The sequence below is a fragment of the Mycobacterium sp. NGS48 genome, from assembly GCF_059812585.1.
In genome coordinates this window covers 521102-544171 of the sequence record NZ_JCALCY010000001.1, presented here as the reverse complement: position 1 = coordinate 544171, position 23070 = coordinate 521102, and the positions used below count along the sequence as shown (strand labels likewise).

Below are 23070 nucleotides of genomic sequence, written 5' to 3'. Positions count from 1 at the left end.
TCCCACAGCATCATCAACCGTCCGGATGCGAAAACCCCCCGCCAGATGTCGGCGGGGCCGTCTATGGTGGCACCGCAATGGCGCTACATCTCCATCGTGCCGAACGCACCGACCTGCTTGCCGACGGGCTCGGTGCGCTCTTGGCAGATCCGCTGCCCGACCCCTTCGCCGAGGAACTGGTGTTGGTTCCGGCGCGCGGTGTGGAGCGCTGGCTCAGTCAACGGCTCTCGCACGTGCTGGGCGCTAGGCGTGGCGGCGACGGGGTGTGTGCGGGGGTGGCGTTTCGCAGCCCGGGCTCGTTGATCGCCGAGATCACCGGCACCGTCGACGACGACCCGTGGTCGACGGAGGCGATGACGTGGCCGCTGCTGGAGGTCATCGACTGCTCGCTGGATGAGCCGTGGTGTCGCACATTGGCAACACATTTGGGTCACTTCGATGTCGACGACGCCGAAGCCGAGCTGCGCCGCGGCCGGCGCTATGCGGTCGCGCGCCGGCTCGCCGGTTTGTTCGCGTCTTATGCCCGACAGCGCCCACAACTGCTGATCGACTGGCTGGACGGCAACACGACAGGCCTCGACGCCGACCTGGCGTGGCAGCCGGAGTTGTGGCGGGCGCTGGTCGCCACGATCGAAGCCGATCCCCCACATCTCCGGCATCAGAAGACGGTGGCCCGGCTGCATGAAGGGCCGAGCGAGCTGCCGCCACGGCTGTCGCTGTTCGGACACACCCGGCTGGCCCGCACTGACATCGAACTGCTGCAAGCGCTGGCCCTCCACCATGACCTGCACCTGTGGCTGCCGCACCCCAGCGACGTGTTGTGGCAGGCGCTCAAGGACAGCCACGGCCCGGTACCTCGTCGTGAGGACACCAGCCACCGTCGCGCCCACCATCCGCTGCTGGCGACGCTCGGGCGCGATCTGCGCGAACTCCAACGCAGCCTGCCGATGGATCTGCAGTCCGACGAATACCTCAGCGGCGCAACCAAACTCGATACCCTACTCGGTTGGCTACAGTCCGATATCGCCGCCAACTCGGTCCGGCCTGAAGGCCGCGCATTCGAACCCGAGGACCGCTCGGTGCAGGTGCACAACTGCCACGGCCCGGCCCGCCAGGTCGACGTGCTGCGGGAGGTGCTGCTCGGCCTGCTGCAAGACGACCGCACGCTGGAGCCGCGCGACATCCTGGTGATGTGCCCGGACATCGAGACGTACGCGCCGCTGATCGTCGCCGGCTTCGGGCTCGGCGACGTGGTACACGGCGCGCATCCTGCACACCGCCTGCGGGTCAAACTCGCCGACCGCTCGCTGTTCCAGACCAACCCACTGCTCGGCGTGGCTGCGCAGTTGCTGGCGCTGGCCGGCAGCCGGGTCACCGCCAGTGAGGTGCTTAACCTCGCGCAAGCCTCGCCGGTCAGAACCCGCTTCGGGTTCACCGATGACGATCTGGAGAACATCACCCGCTGGGTTCGCCAGGCCAACATTCGATGGGGCTTCGACCAGGAGCATCGGCGGCCCTACCACGTCGACTTCGTGCACAACACATGGCAATTCGGCATCGACCGGGTGTTGACCGGGGTGGCGATGTCCGAGGACTCGCGTGCCTGGATCGACAACACGCTGCCGCTCGACGACGTCAGCAGCAACCGCGTCCAATTGGCCGGCCAGTTCGCCGAATTCATCGCCCGGCTGCAGTCCACCGTCGACTCGCTGACCGGGGCGCGGCCATTACGCGAATGGCTGGCCGCCCTGACCCACGGCATCACGCTGCTGACGAATATCGACGATGCGGACGTCTGGCAGACCAGCCAGATGCAGCGTGAGTTCGCGGAGGTGTTGGAGCAGGCCGATTCTCGTGCTGACACTGCCTTGCGACTGCCCGATATCCGGGCGCTGCTCGATCGGCACCTGGCCGGCCGGCCGACGCGGGCCAACTTCCGCACCGGCACGCTGACCGTCTGCACCATGATGCCGATGCGCTCGGTGCCGCACCGGGTGGTCTGCCTGGTCGGCCTCGACGACGGGGCGTTTCCACGTCTCGGCATCGTCGACGGTGACGACGTACTGGCGCGCAACCCGATGACCGGTGAACGCGACATCCGTTCCGAGGACCGCCAATTGCTGCTCGATGCGATCGGTGCGGCCACCGAGAAACTCGTGATCACCTACACCGGGGCCAACGAATACTCGGGTCAGCCGCGCCCGCCGGCGGTGCCGCTGGCCGAACTGCTCGACACCCTCGACAGGACCACGGCGACCAAGGTTCGTGACCGCATCGTCGTCGAGCATCCGTTGCAGCCCTTCGATGTCCGCAACGTGATGCCCGGAGAGCTGGTGCCGAACGTGCCATTCACCTTCGACCCGACCGTGCTGCGGGCGGCGCGCGTGGCCACCGGCGAGCGCAGCGAACAGCCGAAGTTCATTTCCGGACCGCTACCGCCACCGCCTGCCGCTGACGTCATCCTCGCCGATCTCGTCAGCTTCTTCAAAGACCCGGTGAAGGGCTTCTTCCACGCGCTGGAGTTCACCCTGCCGCGCGACGTCGACGGCGTACAAGACGCCATGCCGGTCGATATCGACAGCCTCGAGGAGTGGACGGTCGGCGACCGGATGCTGGGCGACATTTTGTGTGGGATGACTCCGGATGAGGCACGGGCGGCCGAGTGGCGCCGCGGCACGCTGCCGCCCGGTCAGTTGGGTTGGCGCAAAGCCAAAGAGATTCGCGATCAGGCGGGCCTGCTGGCGACCGCGGCGCAGCAGCACCGTCAGATCAACCCGCAGGCCTACGACGTCGACATCGAACTTGGCGCGGGGCGACGACTCACCGGCACGGTGTCACCGGTGTACGGCGAACGTCTGGTGTCGGTGACCTATTCCAAGCTGGACGGCAAGCACCTGCTCGAGTCGTGGATTCCGTTGCTGGCGTTGATCGCTCATGACCCGACCGGTGACTGGTCGGCGGTGTGCATCGGGCGCCCCAAACGAGGAACCACTCCGCGGGTGGACGGCTTGGGCCGGCCGGCCGATGACGCCATCGAGGTACTGCGTGAACTTGTGGCGATCTATGACGCGGGACGACGGGAGCCGATTCCGTTGCCGATCAAGACGTCCTATGCGTGGGCGGTCGCCCGGCACTGTGGTGACGACCCGGTCGACCAGGCGCAATTCCGGTGGAAATCCAACCGATACCCCGCCGAGGACCAAGCGCCCGCCCACGTGCGGGCGTGGGGCAAAAGCGCACGGCTGGCCGATCTGATGCTACCGCTGCGGCCGGGCGAGGAGTACGACGGCGAAGACAACCGGCTCGGCGCGTACGCTGCCCGGCTGTGGTTGCCGATGCTGCGCGCCGAGAGGAAGCCGTCGTGATGGAGCGCTTCAACCTGCTCGGGCCGCTGCCCACTGAACGGTCCACCACAGTGCTGCAAGCCAGCGCGGGAACCGGCAAGACGTTCGCGCTGGCCGGTCTGGTGACCCGTTATCTCGCCGAGGGCGTGGCGACGCTGGACCAGATGTTGCTCATCACGTTCAGCCGGGCTGCCAGCCAAGAGCTGCGTGAGCGGGTTCGCGGCCAAATCATCGATGCCGTTACCGCTTTCGACGATCCGTCGACCGTCGGCGACAACCAGTTGGTGGCGTACCTGCTGGACGGCACCGACGATCAGCGCGCGGTCCGCCAGCAGCGGCTTCGCGATGCGCTGGCCGGCTTCGACGCCGCGACGATCGCCACCACGCACCAGTTCTGCCAGCTGGTACTGAAGTCGCTCGGCGTGGCCGGTGACACCGCGGCAAATGCCACTTTGTTGGAGAGCCTCGACGAGCTGGTCACCGAGATCGTCGACGATCTGTACCTGGCTCACTTCGGGCAAGAGCGCGACAATCCGGTGCTGCTGCACCGCGATGCGCTGCGGCTGGCGCGCGAGGTGGTCAACAACCCGTCGACGGAGTTGCGCCCACGCGATCCGCAGCCCGGCTCGCGGGCCGCCGTCTGCGTCGACTTCGCGAACGACGTTCTGGCCGAGCTGGAAACCCGCAAGCGGCGTCGGGCTGTCCTGGGCTACGACGACCTGCTGATCCGGTTGGCCTCGGCGCTGGCCACCGACGACTCGCCCGCCCGGCTGCGCATGCACCGACGGTGGCCGATCGTCATGGTCGACGAGTTTCAGGACACCGATCTGGTGCAATGGCAGGTGATCGATCGCGCGTTCAGCGGGCGCTCCACCGTGATTCTCATCGGTGACCCCAAGCAGGCCATCTATGCGTTCCGCGGCGGCGACATCGTGACGTATCTTCGGGCGGCCGAGACGGCAGGCGAGCAAAAGACGCTGGGCACCAACTGGCGCAGCGACGCGGCGCTCGTCGAGCGGCTGCAGGTGGTGCTGCGCGGCGCCCAGCTCGGTCACCCGTCGATCGTGGTGGAGGATGTCGAGGCCCACCATCAGGGTCACCGGTTAGCGGGCGCGCCGCTGGGCGACCCGTTCCGATTGCGGGTCGTGCAACGAGCGGCGTTGGGCCGCAGCGGCATCCAGAATCTGGCGATCGACGACTTGCGTCGGCATATCGGCGCCGACCTGGCCGCCGACATCGGCGCGCTGCTGGCCAGCGGGGCGACGTTCGCCGGCAGACCGCTGCGTGCCGGCGACATCGCCGTGATCGTCGAGACGCACAAAGACGCGGGTGCGTGTTTCGCGGCGTTATGCGATGCCGGCGTCCCGGCGGTCTACACCGGGGACTCCGACGTGTTCAAGTCCGATGCCGCCGAGGATTGGCTCTGCCTACTGGAGGCATTCGACCAACCACACCGCCCCGGAATGGTACGGGCCGCCGCCGCGACGATGTTCTTCGGCGAAACCGCGGAAACGTTGACCGCCGGGGGTGATGCGCTGACCGATCGGGTCGCAGATACGTTGCGGGAATGGGCCGGGCATGCCCGGGAGCGCGGCGTCGCGGCCATCTTCGAGGCCGCGCAGTTGCAGGGCATGGGTGATCGCATCCTGTCCTGGCAAGGCGGCGAGCGCCACATGACCGACCTGTCCCATATGACGCAGCTGCTGCAGGACGTCGCGCACCGCGAGCGGTTGGGCTTGCCGGGCCTGCGCGACTGGCTGCGCACTCAACGCGAAGAACGCAGCGGCGCAACCGAACGCAACCGGCGACTCGACAGCGACGCCGCCGCCGTGCAGATCATGACGGTGTTCGCGGCCAAGGGCCTGCAGTACCCGATCGTGTATCTGCCCTTCGCCTTCAATCGCAGCACTCAGGACCGCGATGTGGTGTTGTTCCATGACGAGGGTGTGCGTTGCCTGCATATCGGCGGCAAGGACAGCCCGGATTTCGCCACCGTCGAGAAACTCGGCCGCCGGGAAGACGCCAGCGACGACAGCCGACTGACCTACGTTGCGATGACCCGTGCACAGTCGCAGGTGGTGGCGTGGTGGTCACCGGCCTGGCACGAACCCAACGGTGGCCTGTCGCGGCTGCTGCGTGGTCGCCGGCCGGGTGAGTCGTTAGTACCCGACCGGTGCGAGCCCGCGAAGATCTCCGACGACGATGCCATGGCCCGGCTGCGCGAGTGGGAGACCGCCGGCGGTCTGGTGATCGAGCAATCGGTAGTGGCCCCGGCGCCGTCGGTGCCGCCCGAGTCGGTGCCGTCGGACCTCGACAACCGCCACTTCCACCGCAGTATCGACACCACATGGCGGCGCACCTCGTACTCGGGTCTGATCCGGGTGGCCGAAACCAGCGGGGTCAGCAGCGAACCGGAGGTCACTGAGCTCGACGACGAGACGGGCGATATTCCGTTGAGCGAGAACGCATCCGGGCCAGAAATACCGTCGCCGATGGCGGATCTGCCAAGGGGCGCAAAGTTCGGCACGCTGGTACATGCGGTGTTGGAGACGGCTGACCCGTTCGCGACGGACCTTGCCGCTGAGTTGGAGTCGCAGATCCGGCGTCATTCGGTATGGTGGCCGGTCGATGCGGCTCCGAACGTGCTGGCCACGGCGATGGTGTCGATGCACGACACGCCGTTGGGGTCGCTGGCCGACGGCTTGACGCTGCGACAGATCGGACTGCGGGATCGCTTGCGGGAATTGGACTTCGAGTTCCCCCTGGCGGGTGGGGACCTGCGTTCGGCTGCGCCCGATATTCGTTTGGCGGATATCGGAACGTTGCTGCGCGAGCACCTGCCGGCCGATGATCCGCTGGCGTCCTATGCCGACCGGTTGGCCGGGCACGCGCTGGGTGACCAGTTGCTGCGGGGCTACCTGTCCGGCTCGGTTGATGCGGTGTTACGTGTTGCCGACCGGTATCTGGTGGTCGACTACAAGACCAATTATCTGGGCGACGCCGCCTCCGACTACACGGCTCTCCGCTTGGCCGATGCCATGCTGCACGCGGACTATCCACTGCAGGCATTGTTGTACGTGGCTGCGCTGCACCGATTTCTGCGGTGGCGGCAGCCGGGCTACGACCCGGCTGTGCATCTCGGCGGCGTGCTGTATTTGTTCGTGCGCGGAATGTGCGGTGCCGACACTCCGGGCGGCGGGGTGTTCAGTTGGCGACCGCCCACCGAGCTGGTGGTGGCACTGTCAGATCTGCTCGATGCAGGGAGGGCCGCCGCGTGACAGTGGAGGCAGTGGCGGCGGCCGGATCGCTGCGGATCTTCAACGAGTCCGGCGTCTTCGAAGCTGCGGATATTCATGTGGCGCAACGCCTCACCACGCTGGGCGGCGAGACTGACGAGCGGGTGACGCTGGCGGTCGCGGTGGTGGTGCGCGCGGTGCGGGGCGGTTCGGTGTGCGTGGATCTGCGAGATGTGGAAGCGCAGGTCGGTATCGCTGACCTACCGTGGCCCGACGCCGAAGACTGGATGACGGCGGTGCGCGCGTCGCCGCTCTGTGGTGAGCCGCCAGTGCTGCGGCTGCTCGGCGACCTGCTCTACCTGGACCGGTACTGGCTCGAGGAAAAGCAGGTATGCGATGACCTGCTCGCCTTGCTGCAGTTCACGCCGACGGTCACGATTCCCTCCTTCGAGCGACTTTTCCCCGCGGGTTTCGAGGAGCAACGTGCGGCAGCGCACATCGCACTGACGCAAGCAATCACGGTGCTGACCGGCGGTCCGGGCACCGGGAAGACGACCACCGTCGCCCGATTGCTTGCACTGGTGGCCGAGCAGTCTGAGATCGCCGGCGGATCGCGGCCGCGGATCGCATTGGCAGCGCCGACGGGCAAGGCTGCTGCGCGACTCCAGGAAGCCGTCGCACATGAGGTGGCCAAGCTGGACGAGGCGGACCGGGTACGGCTGGGCGAACTGCAGGCGATGACTCTGCATCGTCTGTTGGGCAGCCGACCCGACACGTCATCGAGGTTCAAGCATGATCGCGGAAATCGGTTGCCGCACGATGTGATTGTGGTCGACGAGACGTCGATGGCGTCGCTGACCATGATGGCGCGACTACTGGAGGCGGTGCGGCCCGGCACCCGGCTGGTTCTGGTCGGCGACGCCGACCAGTTGGCGTCGGTGGAGGCCGGGGCTGTGCTGGCCGACCTGGTGGACGGTCTGTCGGCGCGCGCCGACGTGCAGGTGGCCTCGTTGCAGACGTCACACCGATTCGGTGAGTCGATCGGCGCGTTGGCCGCCGCGACCCGAGTCGGCGACACAGATCGGGTAATCGAGCTGCTTCGGGCGGGCGGTGAGCACGTCGAGTGGATCGAGTCCGAGGATCCGACCGCGCTGTTGCGCGGGGTGCTGGTTCCGTATGCGCTGCGAACGCGAGAGGCCGCCCTGTTGGGCGCCTCGGAAATTGCGCTGGCCACGCTCGATGAACATCGATTGCTGTGCGCGCATCGCCACGGACCGTATGGCGTGTCGCATTGGAACCGTCAGGTGGAAAAGTGGCTGTCGGAAGAGACTGGCCTGCCGCCGTGGTCGGAGTGGTATGCGGGGCGCCCGCTGCTGGTGACCGCCAACGACTACGGGCTGCGTGTCTACAACGGGGAAATCGGCGTGGTGGTCGCGGACCCTGATGGCTTGCGCGCCGTCATCGCCAGTGCCGCAGGGCCACTGGACTTTTCGACCAGTCGGCTCTCCGACGTCGAGACCATGCACGCGATGACCATCCACAAATCCCAGGGCAGTCAGGCCGACGAGGTGACCGTGCTGATGCCCTCGGAGGAGTCGCGGTTGTTGACTCGGGAGCTGTTCTACACCGCGATGACTCGCGCGAAACGAAAGGTGCGCGTGGTCGGGACCGAGGCTTCGGTGCGCGCTGCTATCGAGCGGCGAGCGATCCGAGCAACGGGTTTGCGACAACGCTTGCGGACGTAACATCTGTCACACAGGTCACCGCGTGGGTTGGTATCGGCGAAGTGCCCGCCTCGCAGCGACAAACCAGCGTCGCACCTGGTCAGGCGAGCGGCGAAGCCGACACTTCTGACACTCTTGACACTGGCGTCTTACCAGCCACACCGGTTACGGCAAATGACGCTGTTTGACAGTGCCCGGCTATCAGCGACAAACGAAGGCCGGCAACGCTTTGTCGCTCAAAGGCGGGCATAACGGACACCTCAACTTCTAGGTACGCCTGTGATTGATGTGACCCACTGCTTATTGAACATACGAGGATTACCCGCCGAAGGAGTGGGTACGCACAGCACGAGGTCGTAGATCCTGGCCGGTCGAACTCCGGCAGGAGGGCAGGTCTTCGCCCCGCGATCAACCGTGCCGAAAAAGCTAGGGAAGCCAGCCATGGCCACAGCCAGTCTTCACGCCACGAGTAGGTACCAACGCGATCAACAGATCGCGACGACGGGCAGCGTCGTGTTGTTGATCGTCACCGTCGCGGTGTCGGCGTGGATGTTGTACAGATGGTCGACTGGGCAACCGGTTTCAACGGAAAGCGCTGCGACCCCGCTGTCGAGCACATCGGCTCCGCCGGTTCGCGTGACGATGGGCGCATGGCTCGCCGAATCCGAGCGGTCGATCAACGATCTGGTCGCCGCTCGAAACAACATCGCCGCAGCGGCGGCTGAACACGACATCGACGGGACTGGCGCGGCCTGCCAAAATGCCGTGGGCGCAGTTGCGAGTCTGCATCAGCAGCTGCCGAGTCCGGAACTGGTACTGACCAACGCGCTGCAACGGGCAGCTGTTGACTACGATCTTGGGCTTCCATACTGCATCTCGGCAGCCCAAACCCACGATGGCCCAGGCTTGGCGCGAGCGGCGACTTATATCAGTCAGGGCGATGCCGCCATGCGGACAGCGTTCCACATTCTCGGACAAGATTCTGGCACCGCGCCTCGCGATCTGCGCGTGCTGATCGTGTAACGCCACGCTCTAGGCTCCCTTCATGACGCTTCCTCCACCATCGCCAGGGTCGGTCGCCGTGGTCACCGGCGCATCGTCCGGTATCGGCGAACAATTCGCCCGGCAGCTCGTGGCCCGCGGCTACCGCGTCGTCGTCACCGCCCGCCGGGAAGACCGGCTACAAGCGTTGTGCACCGAGCTCGGCGGCGACGAGCACGCCGTCGCCGTGGGTACCGATCTCGCGGTGCCGGAGCACCGAGACCGGCTCGCCGCACGGATCGACGAGCTGGGTGCGCAGGTCGATGTCCTGGTGAACAATGCCGGCCTCGGCATCTACACCAAGTTCGGCGCCGATGGGCGCGAGAAGGAACTGCAGATGCTGCGCGTCGACGTCGAGGCGGTGGCCGACCTGATGCTGCGCTACCTGCCGGGCATGGTCGAGCGTGGCCGCGGCGCGATCATCAACCTCTCGTCGGTGTCGGGATTTCAGCCGGCGCCCTACAACGCGGGGTATGCGGCCGCGAAAGCCTACGTGCTGTGGCTCTCGGAGGCGGTCAACGCCGAGGTTGCCGACAGCGGTGTCAGCGTCACTGCGGTCTGCCCCGGCCCGGTCCCGACGGAGTTTCAGGCGACCAACGACGCCCAAGACCTTGTCGACCGGCTACCGGGGTTCACTCACGTTACCGCCGAACGGGTGATCAGCGACGCGTTGAAGGCCGCCGACCGGGGCCGCGGATCGGTGGTCCCGGGCGGACCGCAGGTGCGCTTGACGCTGGGCTCCACTCGGTTCATGCCGACGCCGTTGGTGCTGCCGGTCCTCGGGCGAATGCTGAAGCGGTAGCAGAACTTCGGGCTTATCAGCCGAGATCGACCGAGCGCCCGAGAAAAGCCATCAGCCGGGTAGTCGGCGTCGCATCCTCGGGCGCGGGTTGGGCCGGCCCGAACCTGCCCGGAAGTCGCATCATCTCGTCGGGCACCGATTCCACCAACTGGCGGCAGAACCTCAGCAGTTCCGCCGGCAGCTCGATCAGCCGTCCCTGTGAGCGGTGCACATCCCAGCTGTGCATCGCCAGGTCCGCGACGGGAAAAGCCAGCGCCCGGTGTAGCGGCACCTCGCCCTGCGGCGACGGCCGCATCGCCTCCATGACCGCGTCTGGCAAAGTGTCGTGCAACCGGCCAGCCAGCTCGCGAAGCCGCACTGCTGGGCCCTCAGAGGTCCAATCATCCGGTTGGGAGGGCGTCTGCCAAACCTCTCCGCCCTCCACCAGCGTCACGATCTTGGCTGCACTGCCAGTGACGTGACCCACCAACTCCCGGATACTCCAGCCGTCGAGATTCGACGGCTGATCCCAACTCTCCGAAGGGATTTGCTCTACCGCCTCGATGAGCAGGGCCATCGCCTCGGCGGTCGTCGTTCCGAGGTCTGTGGCCGCGCCGTCGTTCACGAGGCCCGCTGCCCGGACACGAACAAGTTCCACGGGGCGGCCTGCTCGAGATCCTTCGCAGGCGCCCGACCATAGCCGGCCAGCAACTCTTCGGTCGGTGTCACTGACACGTCCCAGCCGTGGCGGCGCAACCAGTTGCCAACGTCTTCGCGTTCCTCGAAGTACCAAAGCTTGTCGCTGCGCGGAACCTCACGCTGCGGATCCGCCTTGGCCATCAATGCCTGGACGCGCTCCATCCGCTCACGTCGTTGCGCAATCGCGTCGGGGTCGGCGAAGTTGGGTGCGAGCGCTTCGACGCCGATCCGGCTGCCTACGGCCGTGAGCTCTTGAACGCGGGCAAATAGCAGGTCTTGCGCCGCGGCCGGCAGGTACATCAAGAGCCCCTCAACCGACCAAGCGCTCGGCGCCGATGCATCGAAACCGGCCTGCTGCAGCGCGGTTGGCCAATCATGGCGCAGGTCTACAGGGACACCGATCCGATTGGATGTCGGCTGTGCGCCGTGCCGGGCCAGCGTCGACGATTTGAAGTCCAGCACCCTGGGCTGGTCGAGCTCGTAGACGGTCGTGCCGTCCGGCCACGGCAACCGCCAGGCCCGCGAGTCCAGGCCGGCGGCCAGGATCACCACTTGGCCGATGCCCGCACTGGTGGCATCGAGAAAGAACGTGTCGAAAAACTTGGTCCGCGAAGCGAAATAGTTGACCAACCCCTGCTGCCGCAGCGGCAACTCAGGTTCGGCTTCCACGACCTCGGCGGGCAACTCAGGCGCGGAATACCAATTCCATACGCCGTCGCCGACGGTGTCGAGGAAAACCCGCGCAAACGGATCACTGATCAGCGGGTCGTCGCTCTCGGTTTCCGCCGCGCGCGCCGCCGCCACGCCCAGCGCCGTCGCGCCCACGCTCTCAGTGATCTCCCAGGTGTCGTTATCGGTTCTCGCCACGCCCCGACCCTACGTCAGGCCCAGAGCCTGGGCTGCCGCCGTCGCCACCTCGCCGCGTAGATCCGAGATCGGTGTACTGCCGCGCAGATGGATTGCATTGGAGAGCAAAACCACGTAGGTGTCTGAGCCCGGATCGATCCACAGCGAGGTTCCGGTAAAGCCGGTATTGCCAAAGCTACCGATGGGAAAGAGCGTGCCGCGCGGCATGGAGTAGCCCGTGTCGATATCCCAACCAAAACCGAACAGGTTCTGCCCCTTGATCGCTGGATAGTTCCGGGCTTGCCGGAAAGCAGCGTTGGCGGCTTCGACTTGCCGGGCGGTGTGTCCGGGCTGCTGCGGAGTCGTCATCAACTCCAGAGTCGCCTGCGTCAGCGGAAAAGCGCTGGGCCGGTTCGCAAGCCGATCCAGCAACGCCTGCGCGTAGATACTGACGTCGCGGGCCGTCGAGAACACCCCGGCGTTGCCGGCCACTCCGCCCATGCGGCGCGCCGTCGGGTCGTGCACGGTGCCCCGAAGCAGATGGCCGTCGTCTATTGCGGTGGGCGCGATTTGCGGTAACAGGTCGGCGGGCGGACGATAGTGGGTGTCTGTCATGCTCAACGGCCCAAACACGTTGCGCTGAACGTAAATATCTTCCGCCTCGGCGGTGAGTTTTTCGAGCAGCGCGCCCAGCACAATGAAGTTGATGTCGGAGTAGCGGAAGGCCTCACCGGGATCCGACTGCAGCGGTGTCGTGAGCGCACGATGAATGCCTTCTGGTTTATCCGCTCGGTCCAGCCCCCACGGATCTGCGAGGTTGACGTCGATCGGTTCGCCCGATGTGTGGGTCAGCAACATGCGAAGCGTCACCTGCGCGCGCCGCGGATCGTTCGCAGTGTTGAACTCGGACAAGTACTTCTGCACGGGATCGTCGAACTGAACCTTGCCCTGCTCGTGCAGTTGCATGACTGCGGTCGCCGTTGCCAGCGGCTTGGTCAGCGATGCGATGTCGAAGATCGTGTCCTCGGTCATCGGCTCGGCAGGTGAGGGCAATCCGTCCAACCCCGGTTCGCCGGCAAGCTTGCGTGAGCCAAAAGCCCGATGGAAGACGACGTTGCCGCCGTGCCCGATCACCACCACCGCACCGGGCAGCCGCTCAGCCGCGATCGCGTCGTTGATCAGCTTGACGACTGCCGGGAAGTCGCGAGTGGGCGTGCTGCTTACCGTTGGGTGCGCGGTACAGCCTGAGGACGCCGTGGCGAGGGTAAGCAGGACCGTTGCGACCGCTTTGCGCGCTCGCCAACGTCGATGCGGAAGAATCACGGGCACCATGGACGACACCTCCGCCCTGACATCGCGACGACCCCACATCGTGCGTCTCGCCGTGTTCGCGGTCTTCCTCCTTGTGCTGTTCTACCTCGTCGCCGTCAAGCGCGTCATCGATGTCGACGAGATGCGGCGCGCGGTCTCGGCGACGGGGCCGGCGGCGCCGTTGACTTACGTCCTGGCCTCGGCGATCCTCGGCGCGTTGTTCGTGCCTGGCCCGGTGCTGGCCGGGGGCAGCGGGGTGCTGTTCGGACCTGTAATGGGTGTGTTCGTGACGCTGGGCGCGACGGTCGGTACCGCAATCGTCGCGAGCCTGGTTGGTCGCCGGGCCGGCCGGGAAAGTGCGCGGACTCTGCTGGGAACGACACGCGCCGACCGCGTCGACGCACTGATCGAACGCGGCGGACTGTGGGCCGTCGTCGGCCAGCGCTTCGTACCCGGGATCTCGGACGCACTCGCCTCCTATGCGTTCGGGGCGTTCGGAGTTCCGTTGTGGCAGATGGCGGTCGGGGCGTTTATCGGCTCGGTGCCGCGGGCGTTCGTCTACACCGCGCTGGGGGCCTCGATTGCCGATCGGTCGGCGCCGTTGGCCTATGCGGCGATAGCGGTGTGGTGCGTGACCGCCATCGTCGGCGCATTCGCGGCGCGGCGTGGCTGGCGCAAGTGGCGTGAGCACGCCGGGCGCGGCGCCGACGGTGGCGCGCACTGACGCATCGGCGACCGCGCGACTTTGTCACGTGTGTCCCACTAGCCACGCCGCCGGACCACTATGCGAAATGCCCGCCTAAGAGCGACTTTCAGCGACAAACTGCGCATCAAAACGCGGTGGGAATAAGAACCGCGACATCGCTGTGCAGGTGTGCCAGCCCGCTATCGAGAGTGGCCAGTTGCCCTTCCCAACTTCGTGCGAGCTGAGCCAGGTAAGCATCGGTGACTTGCCGGTGGCCGACCACGCCACCGAGCTCTACATCGCCGAAAGAGACACTGTCAAACCAAAATTCGTGACGGTCCGCACTCTCGACTGCGCTGACGACACCTCGCGCGGTTGCCGCGGATTGCCCATTGCGCAACAGAAATCGGACAAGGCTTCCTTGTGTGATCGGGCACGTCGCAAATCCTGTGCCGGATGCCGATAACCATTCCGTGGCCGAGTCGTGATGCACGTGCTCGTTGACGACCAGTGCGATGAGCACATTCGCGTCGAGCAGCGCAGTCACTCTTCATCCTCCAAGGAGCGCACGTCCTCGGAAGTCACCACGGTCCCGACGCTCACCAGAGGCAACCCGGTCCTGGGGTCTGTGGCGGTCGCGGTGGTGCTGCCGGCTTTAAGGCCGCGTCGGATGAGGTCGGCGACCGTTTCACTCAGGCTACGGCGGGTGTCCCGCGCAATCGCAAGCGCCTGTTTGTGCAGGTCTTCCGGAAGGTCAATGGTGGTGCGCACACCAAATCCTAGCATCTCTGCATCATGATGCAGAGATGCTCGATCCCGTTGCACCGGTTCAGGCCGACTCGGCGCGACCGCTTCGCAACGAACTGCACGCCTCGACGAAGCGCGCCCACTCGGCCGTCCGCGGACGAACCGCGCAGTCCGACACAGCGTCGTCGCTGACCACCAGACCGGGTTTGACAGGGGCCAACAGTTCGGCGAGTTTGAGAACCTGCCCTGCCGGACTGTCCGAGATGCTCTGAAACACCCGGTCGCGGATCCACGCCGCAGCGCTGTCGATGCCGGCGGCCAAGTCCAATTCCGGAACCCGCAGACCTCCCTCGCATCGGGTCAGTTGCTCCTCGAAGCGATCCTGCCAGCACTCCGTGTGCCACCCGCCCCATACGCCTGGAAGGGCTTGGAAGATACCCATGGTGTCGGCTGTTTGCCACGCTCCCACTGCTTTTCGCGGCACGTCGATGTGGACGCCGCCCTCGGGGATCTTGCCGAGCGTCAGGCTACTGACGCCGCAGCCGGGCAGCCTGTCTATCAGAGCGGGCCCATGCCATGCCTGACTGAGATGCCACCACAGCGGCCAAAGCCGAAGTCTGCCATCCGCATCCACTAGGGAAACCAGATGGCACAGTGCATTTCGGTCGCGGGCGAGTCGCAGCTCGGGTAGCCCGTCCCACGCCTGCCGCGGCAGATCGGCTCCGACATATCCAGCCAGTTCAGCGCTTCCGTCGTAGGCCCAACCGATCGCATAGTCGCGCCATACCGCGGCGAGCACACTCATCATGGCTCGGCGTTCAGGCATCTCCACCATCAACTCGTCGCCGAAGAACAACAACCGGCGACGATCGAGGTCCACCACCGCTCCGCCGTCGGCCCACAGCGGATTTACCCACTCATTCTTGGGGCAGCGCCGTAGCGACTGCGCATACCGCACCGCGAACGCCGGCCCGGCGATCAACGCGTCCAACATGCGGCAGCCCGCCCAGTGCGAGTAATAAAGCTGCCAATCCTGATCGTTGACGATGATGAAGTTCGCCCTATTACCCACGCCGTTCCCCTGAACCCTTGCGACGCGGTCGGGAGATTTCGCGTCGACTAGGCAGAGTCTGCGCCTAGGGGCCGACACGATCCAGTCACCCACTGTGCGTGCCCGGCGATGGAGTGCGCATTCCGGTAGACAGAGCATAGGGTGGTCGCCGTGACGGAGACCGACGCGCTCCCGGCCCTGGAACGAATTCTGGTCGAGAAGGGTCCCCTGCACGCCGACGAGATTGCGCAACGGCTGCGGGAAGCCGGCGTGACCGATCCCGACATACCGAGCCTGGCTAAGATGGAAATGCAGTGGCCGACAAAGCAGTTGGTCGACGATCGCTGGGTATGGCTGCCGACGGTACTCGCCGGGCGAATCTTCACCCACCGGCTCGGCGTCGGCGAGGCCGCCAACGACATACTCACGATCACACCCGACCTGGGCCCGATCGCCGAGTTGTGCGACTACGCGCCCTACCAGCGGTTCGCCGACGGGTCGGCAGCACAAATCGTGGTGGCCGACTACGACGATGAGCTGCTTGAGGAGCGCGACATTCCGGTCGAGGTGGCCGACACGTCGCCGGTGCTGCTTCTGGAGGCGGGCACGCTGACAGCGTTGGGCGTGGCCGAAGGAGACCTGATCGGGGTACGGCTGATCGCGGACGGTCTTGCGCTCGAGCGGGTCACCGCGGTGGCGCCTACCGCGGCGGGGCCGTCGTTGGCCGCGACGCTGGATGCTGACAAGCCGGAGTTCATCGACATGGCGGTGTGGACGGCGTGCGTTGCGGACCCGACGCTGTTCACCGAGCCGTCGCCGCCGCTGGGCGAGATCATCGACGACCACGGCCTGGCACGTCGCGGCGAGTGGCTCGCGCCCGGTGGATTCGATTTCAGGCGTTGGGATTTCGAGCGCGGGAGTGCCCGGCTGGCCGAGCGGCACGACCTCGACCCCGACGACGCGTTCGCGTTGTACACGCTCGTCACGCTGTACAGCGAGGTGTCGCTGTTGTTGCTGATCGCTGTTGGCGCGGACGTGCCGCTGGAGGACGCGCTGGCCAAGGTTCGCGACAGTGAGGCGGGGCTTTCGCTCGATCGAGCCATCGACCTGGCCGGCGGGCTCGGGGTCGTCCTCGCCGACCCGGAGCTGGCCGAAGCGCTGGTGGACGAGACGGTCGGCAATGGCCGCGACGGTGCGGCCGCGTTGGGGATGCTCGCCGAGGTGCTGGAGCCGAAGGTGCCACCCGCGGCGCGGGTGGCGTGTCGCTGGCTGCGTGCGGTGGCGCTGGAACGGATCGGCGATATCGGCGCAGCCGAACGCGAGCTGCTGGCAGCAGAGTCGATGGATGTCGACTGGCCGTTGCCGTTGCTCGATTTGGCACGCATTGCCTCCGATCGCGGCGACGCCGAGCGCGGGTTGGCGCTACTGCGCCGAGCCGGCGCCGAACCGGACCACCCATTGCTGGAGCTGCTACAGCACTACCGCGCTGACTCTCGCCGCGATCTTGGGCGAAACGAACTGTGCTGGTGCGGTTCTGGCCGCAAGTATAAGAAATGCCATCTCGGACACGAAGAGCTGCCACTGGCCGAGCGCGCCAGCTGGTTATACGCCAAAGCCATCCAGCACGCGCTGCTATGCGGCTGGGATGACCTGCTAGTCGAGGTGGGCTATGAACGCTTCCGATACGACGACGACCCGGACATACTGGGCGATCCGCTGGTGCTGGACGCCGTGCTCTTCGAAGGCGGCGCGTTCGCGGAGTTCCTGGAGTTGCGCGGGTCACTGCTGCCCGATGACGAGCGGGCGCTGGCCGAGCAATGGCTGCTGGAGGCACGGTCTGTCTTCGAGATCGAGCAAGTGCACCCGGGGCACGGCCTCACCGTGCGCGACGTACGCACCGGCGACACCCACGAGGTGCGGGAGCGGACGGCCAGCCGCCAACTGAAGCCAGGGCAGCTAGTCTGCATGCGGGTGGTGCCGGCCGGGGACATCATGCAAATCTTCGGCGGGCTGGAACCCGTTGCGCTGCATGAGCGCGACGCACTGATCGAGCTACTCGACAGCGAGCGCGACCCGGTAGAGCTGGTGGCGCAGTTGAGCCGGCGGTTCGCGCCACCGACGCTGACCAACACCGAGGGCGATCCGCTGGCGATCTGCGAGGCCACCGTGCAGATCGGCGACCCAGCCGGGATCGAAGCGGCGCTCGACGACACCTACGACCGGGTCAACGACGACCAGCCGGCGCGGTGGTTCGAACGCGTCACCACCCATGGCATGCAACGCATTCGGGCTAGCCTGACGCTTGGCGGCGACACGCTGCGGGTGGAGACCAACAGCGAAAAGCGGATGGACCGCGTGCTGGCCACGCTCGCACGCCTGGACCCCGCGATGCAAGTGCTCGACGACACCCGGGAGCTTGATCTGGCCAAGCTGTTGCCCGATGCCGATGAGAACGGACTTGACCCCGACGATCCCCAGGTAGCAGCCGCCCTCGACGAATTCATCCGCGACTACGAGACCAAGTGGCTCGATCAGCCCATCCCCGCGCTCAAGGGCCACACCCCACGGCAGGCCGCCGAGGACCCCACCCGGCGCGGCGACCTGATCAAGCTGCTCGACAGTTTTCCGGCCGGTGCGGCCGCCCGCGGCGGGATGGACACCGATCGGCTGCGCGCCGCGCTCGGCCTGTAGCGCCACGACGTCACGTCAGCCGGTCTCGCCAACGAGCAAAGCGACTCGTCGGAGCCTGAATCGCAGCCATGACCGCGCTCATCGGCGATGCCACCGACTTCGCTCGCGTCGCGGTTCCCGCGGCCGGCGGGCCATCGCCGTCCCACCACGTCGGCTCCAACAACGCCGTCGTCACCGGGATCGCTGCCTCAACGCTCTTGCGTCCCCACCGGCACGCGCGGTCGATGGCCGCGGCCGAAGGCGCCAGGTTCGCCGGCGACAGTGTCGGCGAGAATCGGACGAGGTGATCGGCGTAGGGCACAGTGCGCACCATCTGCAATTGGATCGCCTGGGTGATCGGCACCAGCCACAGGTGTCGCGGATCCCATTGCGGGTGAAAGCAATCGAACGCCAAGTAGCACGCATTGCGAGTGCCCAGCCTCCCGTCGCGCACCCGCTTCCACGCCAGTTCGATCGGGACATTGCTGGCCGTGCCACCGTCGACCAGAGCCGCGACGTCCTTTTCCTCGCAGAGGGCGTCGAGGATCGGGATCATCCGCGGGTTGCTCGTTTCGTGGTGCAGCACACCGGGAATGGCCGACGAGAACGACGCCGCGTCGAGGACGTCGAAGTCTCGCTCCGGCTCGTCGGCGCCGATGATGATCGGCTTGACGACGCGTAAGTCGATGAAGGCGGCCACCTGCCACATCCGGGCACCGACCTGCGCGCCGATCCCGATCGGGCGAAACGGCAGCGACCGCAACTGCAGTGCGGCCAATTCGGGACGGCGAAACCGCGCCGGCAACGCCGAATACGGCTGGCGGCGCACACCGGCGATCACGACGTCGAACGGAATTGCCAAGTCCGACATCCGCATCCGTTCACCGTCCTCGCGGGTGAGCATGGCGTGCGCGAACTGGTCGAAGCGCAGCGCGAACATCCCGGCCAGGCCGTGGCGGCGACGCACCCGTTCGGGCCCGAGGATGGCGCGGTAGGACACCGTTTTCCCCCACGCGATGTACTCCTCGATGGGCACCGGCAGCTCGCGGCTCACCAGACTGCCCAAGATCGACCCGAACGACGCGCCGATCAGGTAGTCGGGCACTTGGCCGGCCTCCAGCAGCCGCTGCATGCCGCCGATGTAGACGAAACCCGCACCTCCGCCGCCGCCGAGAACCATGACGAGTTTCTTGTAGCCGACCTCGGCGTCCAATTCCGCGGCGGAGAAGTCATTGCCGTGCCGCTCGATCAGCACGCAGCGCTGATCGTCCTGGTCGGAGGCCAGCGCCGCCAGCGCCTCGCGTGCTGTCCGCAGCGCCGTGATCGGATCCGGCTCTTCGCGCAGCGGTCCGTACAGGGTGTCGGCGACCCGGGACAGCCACGGCCCGACTTCGGCGCCCACCGAGACGTCGCCGCGCCCGCGGCTGCCGCCCGGGCCTGCGGCTCCCGGTTCGAAATCGGCGAGCCGGGCGAAGTTGAGGATGTAGCGCAGCCGGCGCAGCTCCTCGGTGCTCAACACCTCCGGGTTCGCCAAGTGGTGGCGGATGAGCCGGTTTTCCATCCGTTGCAGCAGCAGCGCCGGCTCGGCCGATAGCAGGTCAGCGGTATCGGGGGTGTCGACGGCCTCGTCCTCGATCTCCTCGATGACGTCGAGCCCGGCCTCACGGCGGCCGAGCCGGCCCAGCACCGCGTCCGCGAACGGGATCTCCATAAGGATCAGTCTCGTCGCCGCCCCGGCGGCGCATCGTGGGAGGGTGCGGACCGCAGTCAGAGTGTCCGCCCTGCCGGCTGCCAGCCCGTGCGGTGACGGTGTAAGGGATGTCGACGACGAGTACCCAGAGAGGCCATAGCGTTATATCAGCGCTTACTGTACTGTTTAACCGATGCTGACGTGTGGGGTCCGGGAATCGGCGCTGGCCCGACTGGGCCGGGCGCTGGCTGATCCGACGCGGTGCCGGATTCTGGTGGCGCTGCTGGATGGCGTTTGCTATCCCGGCCAGCTGGCTTCACATCTCGGGTTAACGCGATCGAACGTGTCCAACCATCTGTCGTGTTTACGAGGCTGCGGATTGGTCGTCGCCACCTATGAGGGCCGGCAGGTTCGCTATGGGCTTGCCGACAGTCACCTTGCCCGCGCGTTGGGAGAGTTGGTCCAGGTCGTTCTGGCGGTCGATACCGATGAGCCCTGCGCCGCCGAGCACGGCGCCCACGGGGTCGGTGGAGACGCCAGTCGGCAACGATCCCCTGCCGTCGAAGGCTCGTTGGCTGAATCGCGTTGAGGCGCAGAACAAAAGGGAGGAATCAGCAGTGGTTGCTGAGAGGCTTTTGGCTAAAGCGGCCGGAACGGTGTTCACCGGTCTGGTTGGGGTGAGTGCCTATGAGGTGGTCCGCAGGGCGGTGGGTAGGGCTCCGGTTCACCGGGCTGCGGTCACGGCGACGGAGTGGGGCCTGCGGGGAACTCGACGGGCCGAGGTGGCAGCGGAGTCGGCCCGGCTGAAAGTCGCCGACGTGGTCGCCGAGGCGCGTGAACGCATCGGTGACGACGCCTTCCCGGTGGCCGCTGCCGCTGCTGAGGCAGACGATGACGACTGCTGTTGATGCCAAGGCCGAGCTGACCGTCGTATCTGTCGCGGCGGGGCGGATGCGTGTGCGCGCCAAGGGTTTTCAGTTCGACGCGGGTCGGGCTGTCGCGATCGAGGACACGGTCGCCCACGTCACCGGTGTGCAAGCCGTGCAGGCCTATCCGCGCACGGCATCGGTGGTGATCTGGTATTCGCCTGAACGCTGCGACACCGCTGCCGTCCTGTCGGCGATCGCCGATGCCCAGCACCAGCTCGCGGCGTCGGCGCCCCCGCGTGGCCCGCACTCGGCTGATACTTTCACGATCGACGTCGTGCAGAAAATCGTTGACTGGGCCGTGCGGGTGCGGTCGGGTTCGCACCGCGACGTGCATGGCCGCCGGCCGGGCGTGATGGTCGATGCCTGCGGCTGCGAGCACGACGACAACGGGCCCGAGCCGGAGCGGCTCTGGCACGTCGGCAAACTTCGACGGGCTGCGTTGTCCGGGGCACTGTTATCCGCCTCGGTGGCCGCCGGATGGATCGGCCCGCTCGGGCCGGTCGCACTGGGACTCAAAGCCCTCGCGCTCGCGGTGGGGGCGTCGACGTTCGTGCCCTCCGCCGTTAGGCAACTGACCCAGGGCCGCATCGGCGTCGGCACCCTGATGACCATCGCGGCGGCCGGCAGTGTCGCGCTGGGTCAGGTCGGCGAGGCCGCCGCGTTGGCGTTTCTGTTCTCGATCAGCGAGGGTTTGGAGGAATACGCGGTGGCGCGTACCCGCCGCGGGTTGCGCGCGCTGCTGTCACTGGTTCCGGAGCAGGCCACAGTACTGCGCGAGAGTACCGAAACTGTGGTGGCCGCGGCCGACCTGCAAGTCGGCGATCAGATGATCGTCAAGCCCGGCGAACGCCTGGCCACCGACGGCATCATCCGCGTCGGGCACACCGCCTTGGACGTCTCCGCGATCACCGGCGAATCGGTGCCGGTCGAGGCTGGACCGGGTGACGACGTGTTCGCCGGCTCGATCAACGGCCCCGGAGTGCTGCAGGTCGAGGTCACCGCGACCGCCGCGGACAACTCGCTGGCGCGCATCGTGCACATCGTGGAAGCCGAGCAGGCCCGCAAAGGGGGCAGCCAGCGGTTGGCTGATCGCATCGCGGCACCGCTGGTGCCGGGCATCATGATCGCCGCGACGGCGATCGCCGGGACCGGCAGCGTCTTCGGCAACCCGGTGGTGTGGATCGAACGCGCGCTGGTGGTGCTGGTCGCGGCCTCGCCGTGCGCGCTGGCCATCGCCGTGCCGGTGTCGGTGGTGGCGGCCATCGGCGCCGCCGCCAAATTCGGTGTGCTGATCAAAGGCGGCGCCGCGCTCGAAGCCCTGGGCACCATCGGCGAAATCGCTCTGGACAAGACGGGAACGTTGACGGCCAACCGGCCCATCGTCATCGACGTCGCGACCACCAACGGCGCCACCCGCGAACAGGTGCTGGCGGTGGCGGCCGCGCTGGAGGCCCGCAGTGAACACCCCTTGGCCGCGGCCGTCCTCGCCGCAACCCGAGCGCCGACTGCCGCCGCCGGTGACGTGCAGGCCGTCCCCGGTTCCGGGCTGACCGGCCACCTCGACGGGCATGCCGTCCGGCTGGGCCGGCCGGGCTGGCTCGACGCCGGCGACCTCACCGATCACGTGACGCGCATGCAATACGCGGGTGCCACAGTAGTTCTCGTCGAACGGGACCAGCAGCTGCTCGGCGCCATTGCCGTGCGGGACGAATTGCGCCCGGAGGCCGCCGAAGTCATCGCCGAATTACACGCCGAGCGCTACCAGGTGTGCATGCTCACCGGCGACAACCACGCCACCGCCGCCGCGTTGGCCGCCCGGGCCGGAATTGAGCATGTCTACGCCGAGCTGCGCCCCGAGAACAAAGCTCACTTGGTCGGACAGTTGCGCGCCCAGCGTCCCACCGCGATGGTCGGCGACGGCGTCAACGACGCTCCGGCCCTGGCCGCGGCCGACCTGGGCATCGCAATGGGCGCCATGGGAACCGACGTCGCCATCGAAACCGCCGACGTCGCCCTGATGGGTCAAGACCTGCGTCACCTGACTCAGGCACTGCGGCATGCCCGCCGCTCCCGGCAGATCATGCTGCAAAACGTGGGGCTCTCCCTGGGCATCATCACCGTGTTGATGCCGCTGGCGGTGTTCGGAACCCTCGGCCTGACCGCGGTCGTGCTCGTGCACGAGCTCGCCGAGGTCGTCGTCATCGCCAACGGCGTGCGCGCCGGACGCATCAAAGCGCTGACCGGCGCAACGCAAGATACCCGACACGGCCCGAAGTAACGGCGGGACGGCAATTGTCGCGACCGGTGCTGTAATGA

17 protein-coding genes are annotated in these 23070 nt (G+C 66.8%); 10 read left to right on the top strand and 7 right to left on the bottom strand.

The genetic code is table 11. From position 1 onward, the window contains the following. Positions 1-77: 77 nt before the first annotated feature. The 5 genes from recC to AC5Y42_RS02640 all read left to right on the top strand — a co-directional run bounded on the left by recC (position 78) and on the right by AC5Y42_RS02640 (position 10147). Positions 78-3365 (top strand): exodeoxyribonuclease V subunit gamma, encoded by a 3288-nt coding sequence (recC, locus tag AC5Y42_RS02660; protein WP_499895548.1) that lies wholly within the window; start codon positions 78-80, stop codon positions 3363-3365. After that, on the top strand, positions 3365-6622 hold the full coding sequence (recB, locus tag AC5Y42_RS02655) for an exodeoxyribonuclease V subunit beta (protein WP_499895852.1): 3258 nt from the start codon (positions 3365-3367) through the stop codon (positions 6620-6622). Before recC ends, recB begins: the two co-directional genes overlap by 1 nt. Next, entirely contained in the window at positions 6619-8325 is a 1707-nt protein-coding gene (gene recD, locus AC5Y42_RS02650; protein WP_499895547.1) for an exodeoxyribonuclease V subunit alpha, read from the top strand. The genes recB and recD overlap by 4 nt, the downstream gene beginning before the upstream one ends. A gap of 420 nt (positions 8326-8745) precedes the next feature. Then, positions 8746-9327: a hypothetical protein gene (locus AC5Y42_RS02645; RefSeq protein WP_499895546.1), complete on the top strand. Its 582-nt coding sequence runs from the start codon at positions 8746-8748 to the stop codon at positions 9325-9327. A 22-nt stretch (positions 9328-9349) separates the two neighbouring features. After that, positions 9350-10147: an SDR family NAD(P)-dependent oxidoreductase gene (locus AC5Y42_RS02640; RefSeq protein WP_499895545.1), complete on the top strand. Its 798-nt coding sequence runs from the start codon at positions 9350-9352 to the stop codon at positions 10145-10147. Positions 10148-10163: 16 nt separating this feature from the next. Here the strand turns inward: AC5Y42_RS02640 and AC5Y42_RS02635 are convergent, their stop codons facing one another. The 3 genes from AC5Y42_RS02635 to AC5Y42_RS02625 are packed head-to-tail and all read right to left on the bottom strand — an operon-like array spanning position 10164 to position 13003. Further along, on the bottom strand, positions 10164-10751 hold the full coding sequence (locus AC5Y42_RS02635; protein WP_499895544.1) for a TIGR03086 family metal-binding protein: 588 nt from the start codon (positions 10749-10751) through the stop codon (positions 10164-10166). Further along, entirely contained in the window at positions 10748-11692 is a 945-nt protein-coding gene (locus tag AC5Y42_RS02630) for a class I SAM-dependent methyltransferase (protein WP_499895543.1), read from the bottom strand. Before AC5Y42_RS02630 ends, AC5Y42_RS02635 begins: the two co-directional genes overlap by 4 nt. Positions 11693-11701: 9 nt before the next feature. Then, positions 11702-13003 (bottom strand): serine hydrolase domain-containing protein, encoded by a 1302-nt coding sequence (locus AC5Y42_RS02625; RefSeq protein WP_499895542.1) that lies wholly within the window; start codon positions 13001-13003, stop codon positions 11702-11704. On the opposite strand from AC5Y42_RS02625, the gene AC5Y42_RS02620 reads away from it, so the two are divergent. After that, the gene (locus AC5Y42_RS02620; RefSeq protein ID WP_499895541.1) at positions 13002-13706 is read left to right on the top strand and encodes a TVP38/TMEM64 family protein; all 705 of its coding nucleotides are present in this window, start codon (positions 13002-13004) and stop codon (positions 13704-13706) included. The two genes, AC5Y42_RS02625 and AC5Y42_RS02620, sit on opposite strands and share 2 nt — an antisense overlap. A gap of 106 nt (positions 13707-13812) precedes the next feature. On the opposite strand, the gene AC5Y42_RS02615 is transcribed toward AC5Y42_RS02620, so the two are convergent. Genes AC5Y42_RS02615 through AC5Y42_RS02605 form a run of 3 tightly spaced genes read right to left on the bottom strand, consistent with a single transcriptional unit; the run spans position 13813 to position 15486 of the window. Beyond that, entirely contained in the window at positions 13813-14214 is a 402-nt protein-coding gene (locus tag AC5Y42_RS02615) for a TA system VapC family ribonuclease toxin (protein WP_499895540.1), read from the bottom strand. Beyond that, positions 14211-14438: an antitoxin gene (locus tag AC5Y42_RS02610; protein ID WP_499888491.1), complete on the bottom strand. Its 228-nt coding sequence runs from the start codon at positions 14436-14438 to the stop codon at positions 14211-14213. The genes AC5Y42_RS02615 and AC5Y42_RS02610 overlap by 4 nt, the downstream gene beginning before the upstream one ends. Before the next feature lie 58 nt (positions 14439-14496). Then, positions 14497-15486, bottom strand: coding sequence for a hypothetical protein (locus tag AC5Y42_RS02605; RefSeq protein ID WP_499895539.1), 990 nt, complete (start codon positions 15484-15486; stop codon positions 14497-14499). A gap of 141 nt (positions 15487-15627) precedes the next feature. On the opposite strand from AC5Y42_RS02605, the gene AC5Y42_RS02600 reads away from it, so the two are divergent. After that, positions 15628-18156 carry an SEC-C domain-containing protein gene (locus AC5Y42_RS02600; RefSeq protein WP_499895538.1) on the top strand — a complete coding sequence of 843 codons (2529 nt, stop codon included), beginning with the start codon at positions 15628-15630 and terminating at the stop codon, positions 18154-18156. A 10-nt stretch (positions 18157-18166) separates the two neighbouring features. On the opposite strand, the gene AC5Y42_RS02595 is transcribed toward AC5Y42_RS02600, so the two are convergent. Beyond that, positions 18167-19846, bottom strand: a complete 1680-nt coding sequence (locus AC5Y42_RS02595) for a patatin-like phospholipase family protein (protein ID WP_499895537.1) — start codon at positions 19844-19846, stop codon at positions 18167-18169. A gap of 172 nt (positions 19847-20018) precedes the next feature. Here AC5Y42_RS02595 and cmtR point away from each other — a divergent pair, with 172 nt between their 5' ends. From cmtR to AC5Y42_RS02580, 3 genes are read left to right on the top strand one after another with little or no spacing between them, the layout of a single operon-like run. Next, a complete protein-coding gene (cmtR, locus tag AC5Y42_RS02590; RefSeq protein ID WP_499895535.1) occupies positions 20019-20414 on the top strand; it encodes a Cd(II)/Pb(II)-sensing metalloregulatory transcriptional regulator CmtR in 396 nt (131 codons plus the stop codon). A gap of 28 nt (positions 20415-20442) precedes the next feature. Beyond that, positions 20443-20733 (top strand): DUF1490 family protein, encoded by a 291-nt coding sequence (locus AC5Y42_RS02585; protein WP_499895533.1) that lies wholly within the window; start codon positions 20443-20445, stop codon positions 20731-20733. Beyond that, a complete protein-coding gene (locus AC5Y42_RS02580; RefSeq protein WP_499895531.1) occupies positions 20717-23032 on the top strand; it encodes a heavy metal translocating P-type ATPase in 2316 nt (771 codons plus the stop codon). Before AC5Y42_RS02585 ends, AC5Y42_RS02580 begins: the two co-directional genes overlap by 17 nt. Positions 23033-23070: the final 38 nt, after the last annotated feature.

Excerpts from the sequence above, each read along its gene's own strand:
- recC (WP_499895548.1), top strand. The coding sequence starts at position 78 with ATGGCGCTACATCTCCATCGTGCCGAACGCACCGACCTGCTTGCCGAC.
- recB (WP_499895852.1), top strand. The coding sequence starts at position 3,365 with ATGGAGCGCTTCAACCTGCTCGGGCCGCTGCCCACTGAACGGTCCACC.
- AC5Y42_RS02645 (WP_499895546.1), top strand. The coding sequence starts at position 8,746 with ATGGCCACAGCCAGTCTTCACGCCACGAGTAGGTACCAACGCGATCAA.
- AC5Y42_RS02640 (WP_499895545.1), top strand. The coding sequence starts at position 9,350 with ATGACGCTTCCTCCACCATCGCCAGGGTCGGTCGCCGTGGTCACCGGC.
- AC5Y42_RS02620 (WP_499895541.1), top strand. The coding sequence starts at position 13,002 with ATGGACGACACCTCCGCCCTGACATCGCGACGACCCCACATCGTGCGT.
- AC5Y42_RS02625 (WP_499895542.1), bottom strand. The coding sequence starts at position 13,003 with ATGGTGCCCGTGATTCTTCCGCATCGACGTTGGCGAGCGCGCAAAGCG.
- AC5Y42_RS02595 (WP_499895537.1), bottom strand. The coding sequence starts at position 19,846 with ATGGAGATCCCGTTCGCGGACGCGGTGCTGGGCCGGCTCGGCCGCCGT.
- cmtR (WP_499895535.1), top strand. The coding sequence starts at position 20,019 with ATGCTGACGTGTGGGGTCCGGGAATCGGCGCTGGCCCGACTGGGCCGG.
- AC5Y42_RS02580 (WP_499895531.1), top strand. The coding sequence starts at position 20,717 with ATGACGACTGCTGTTGATGCCAAGGCCGAGCTGACCGTCGTATCTGTC.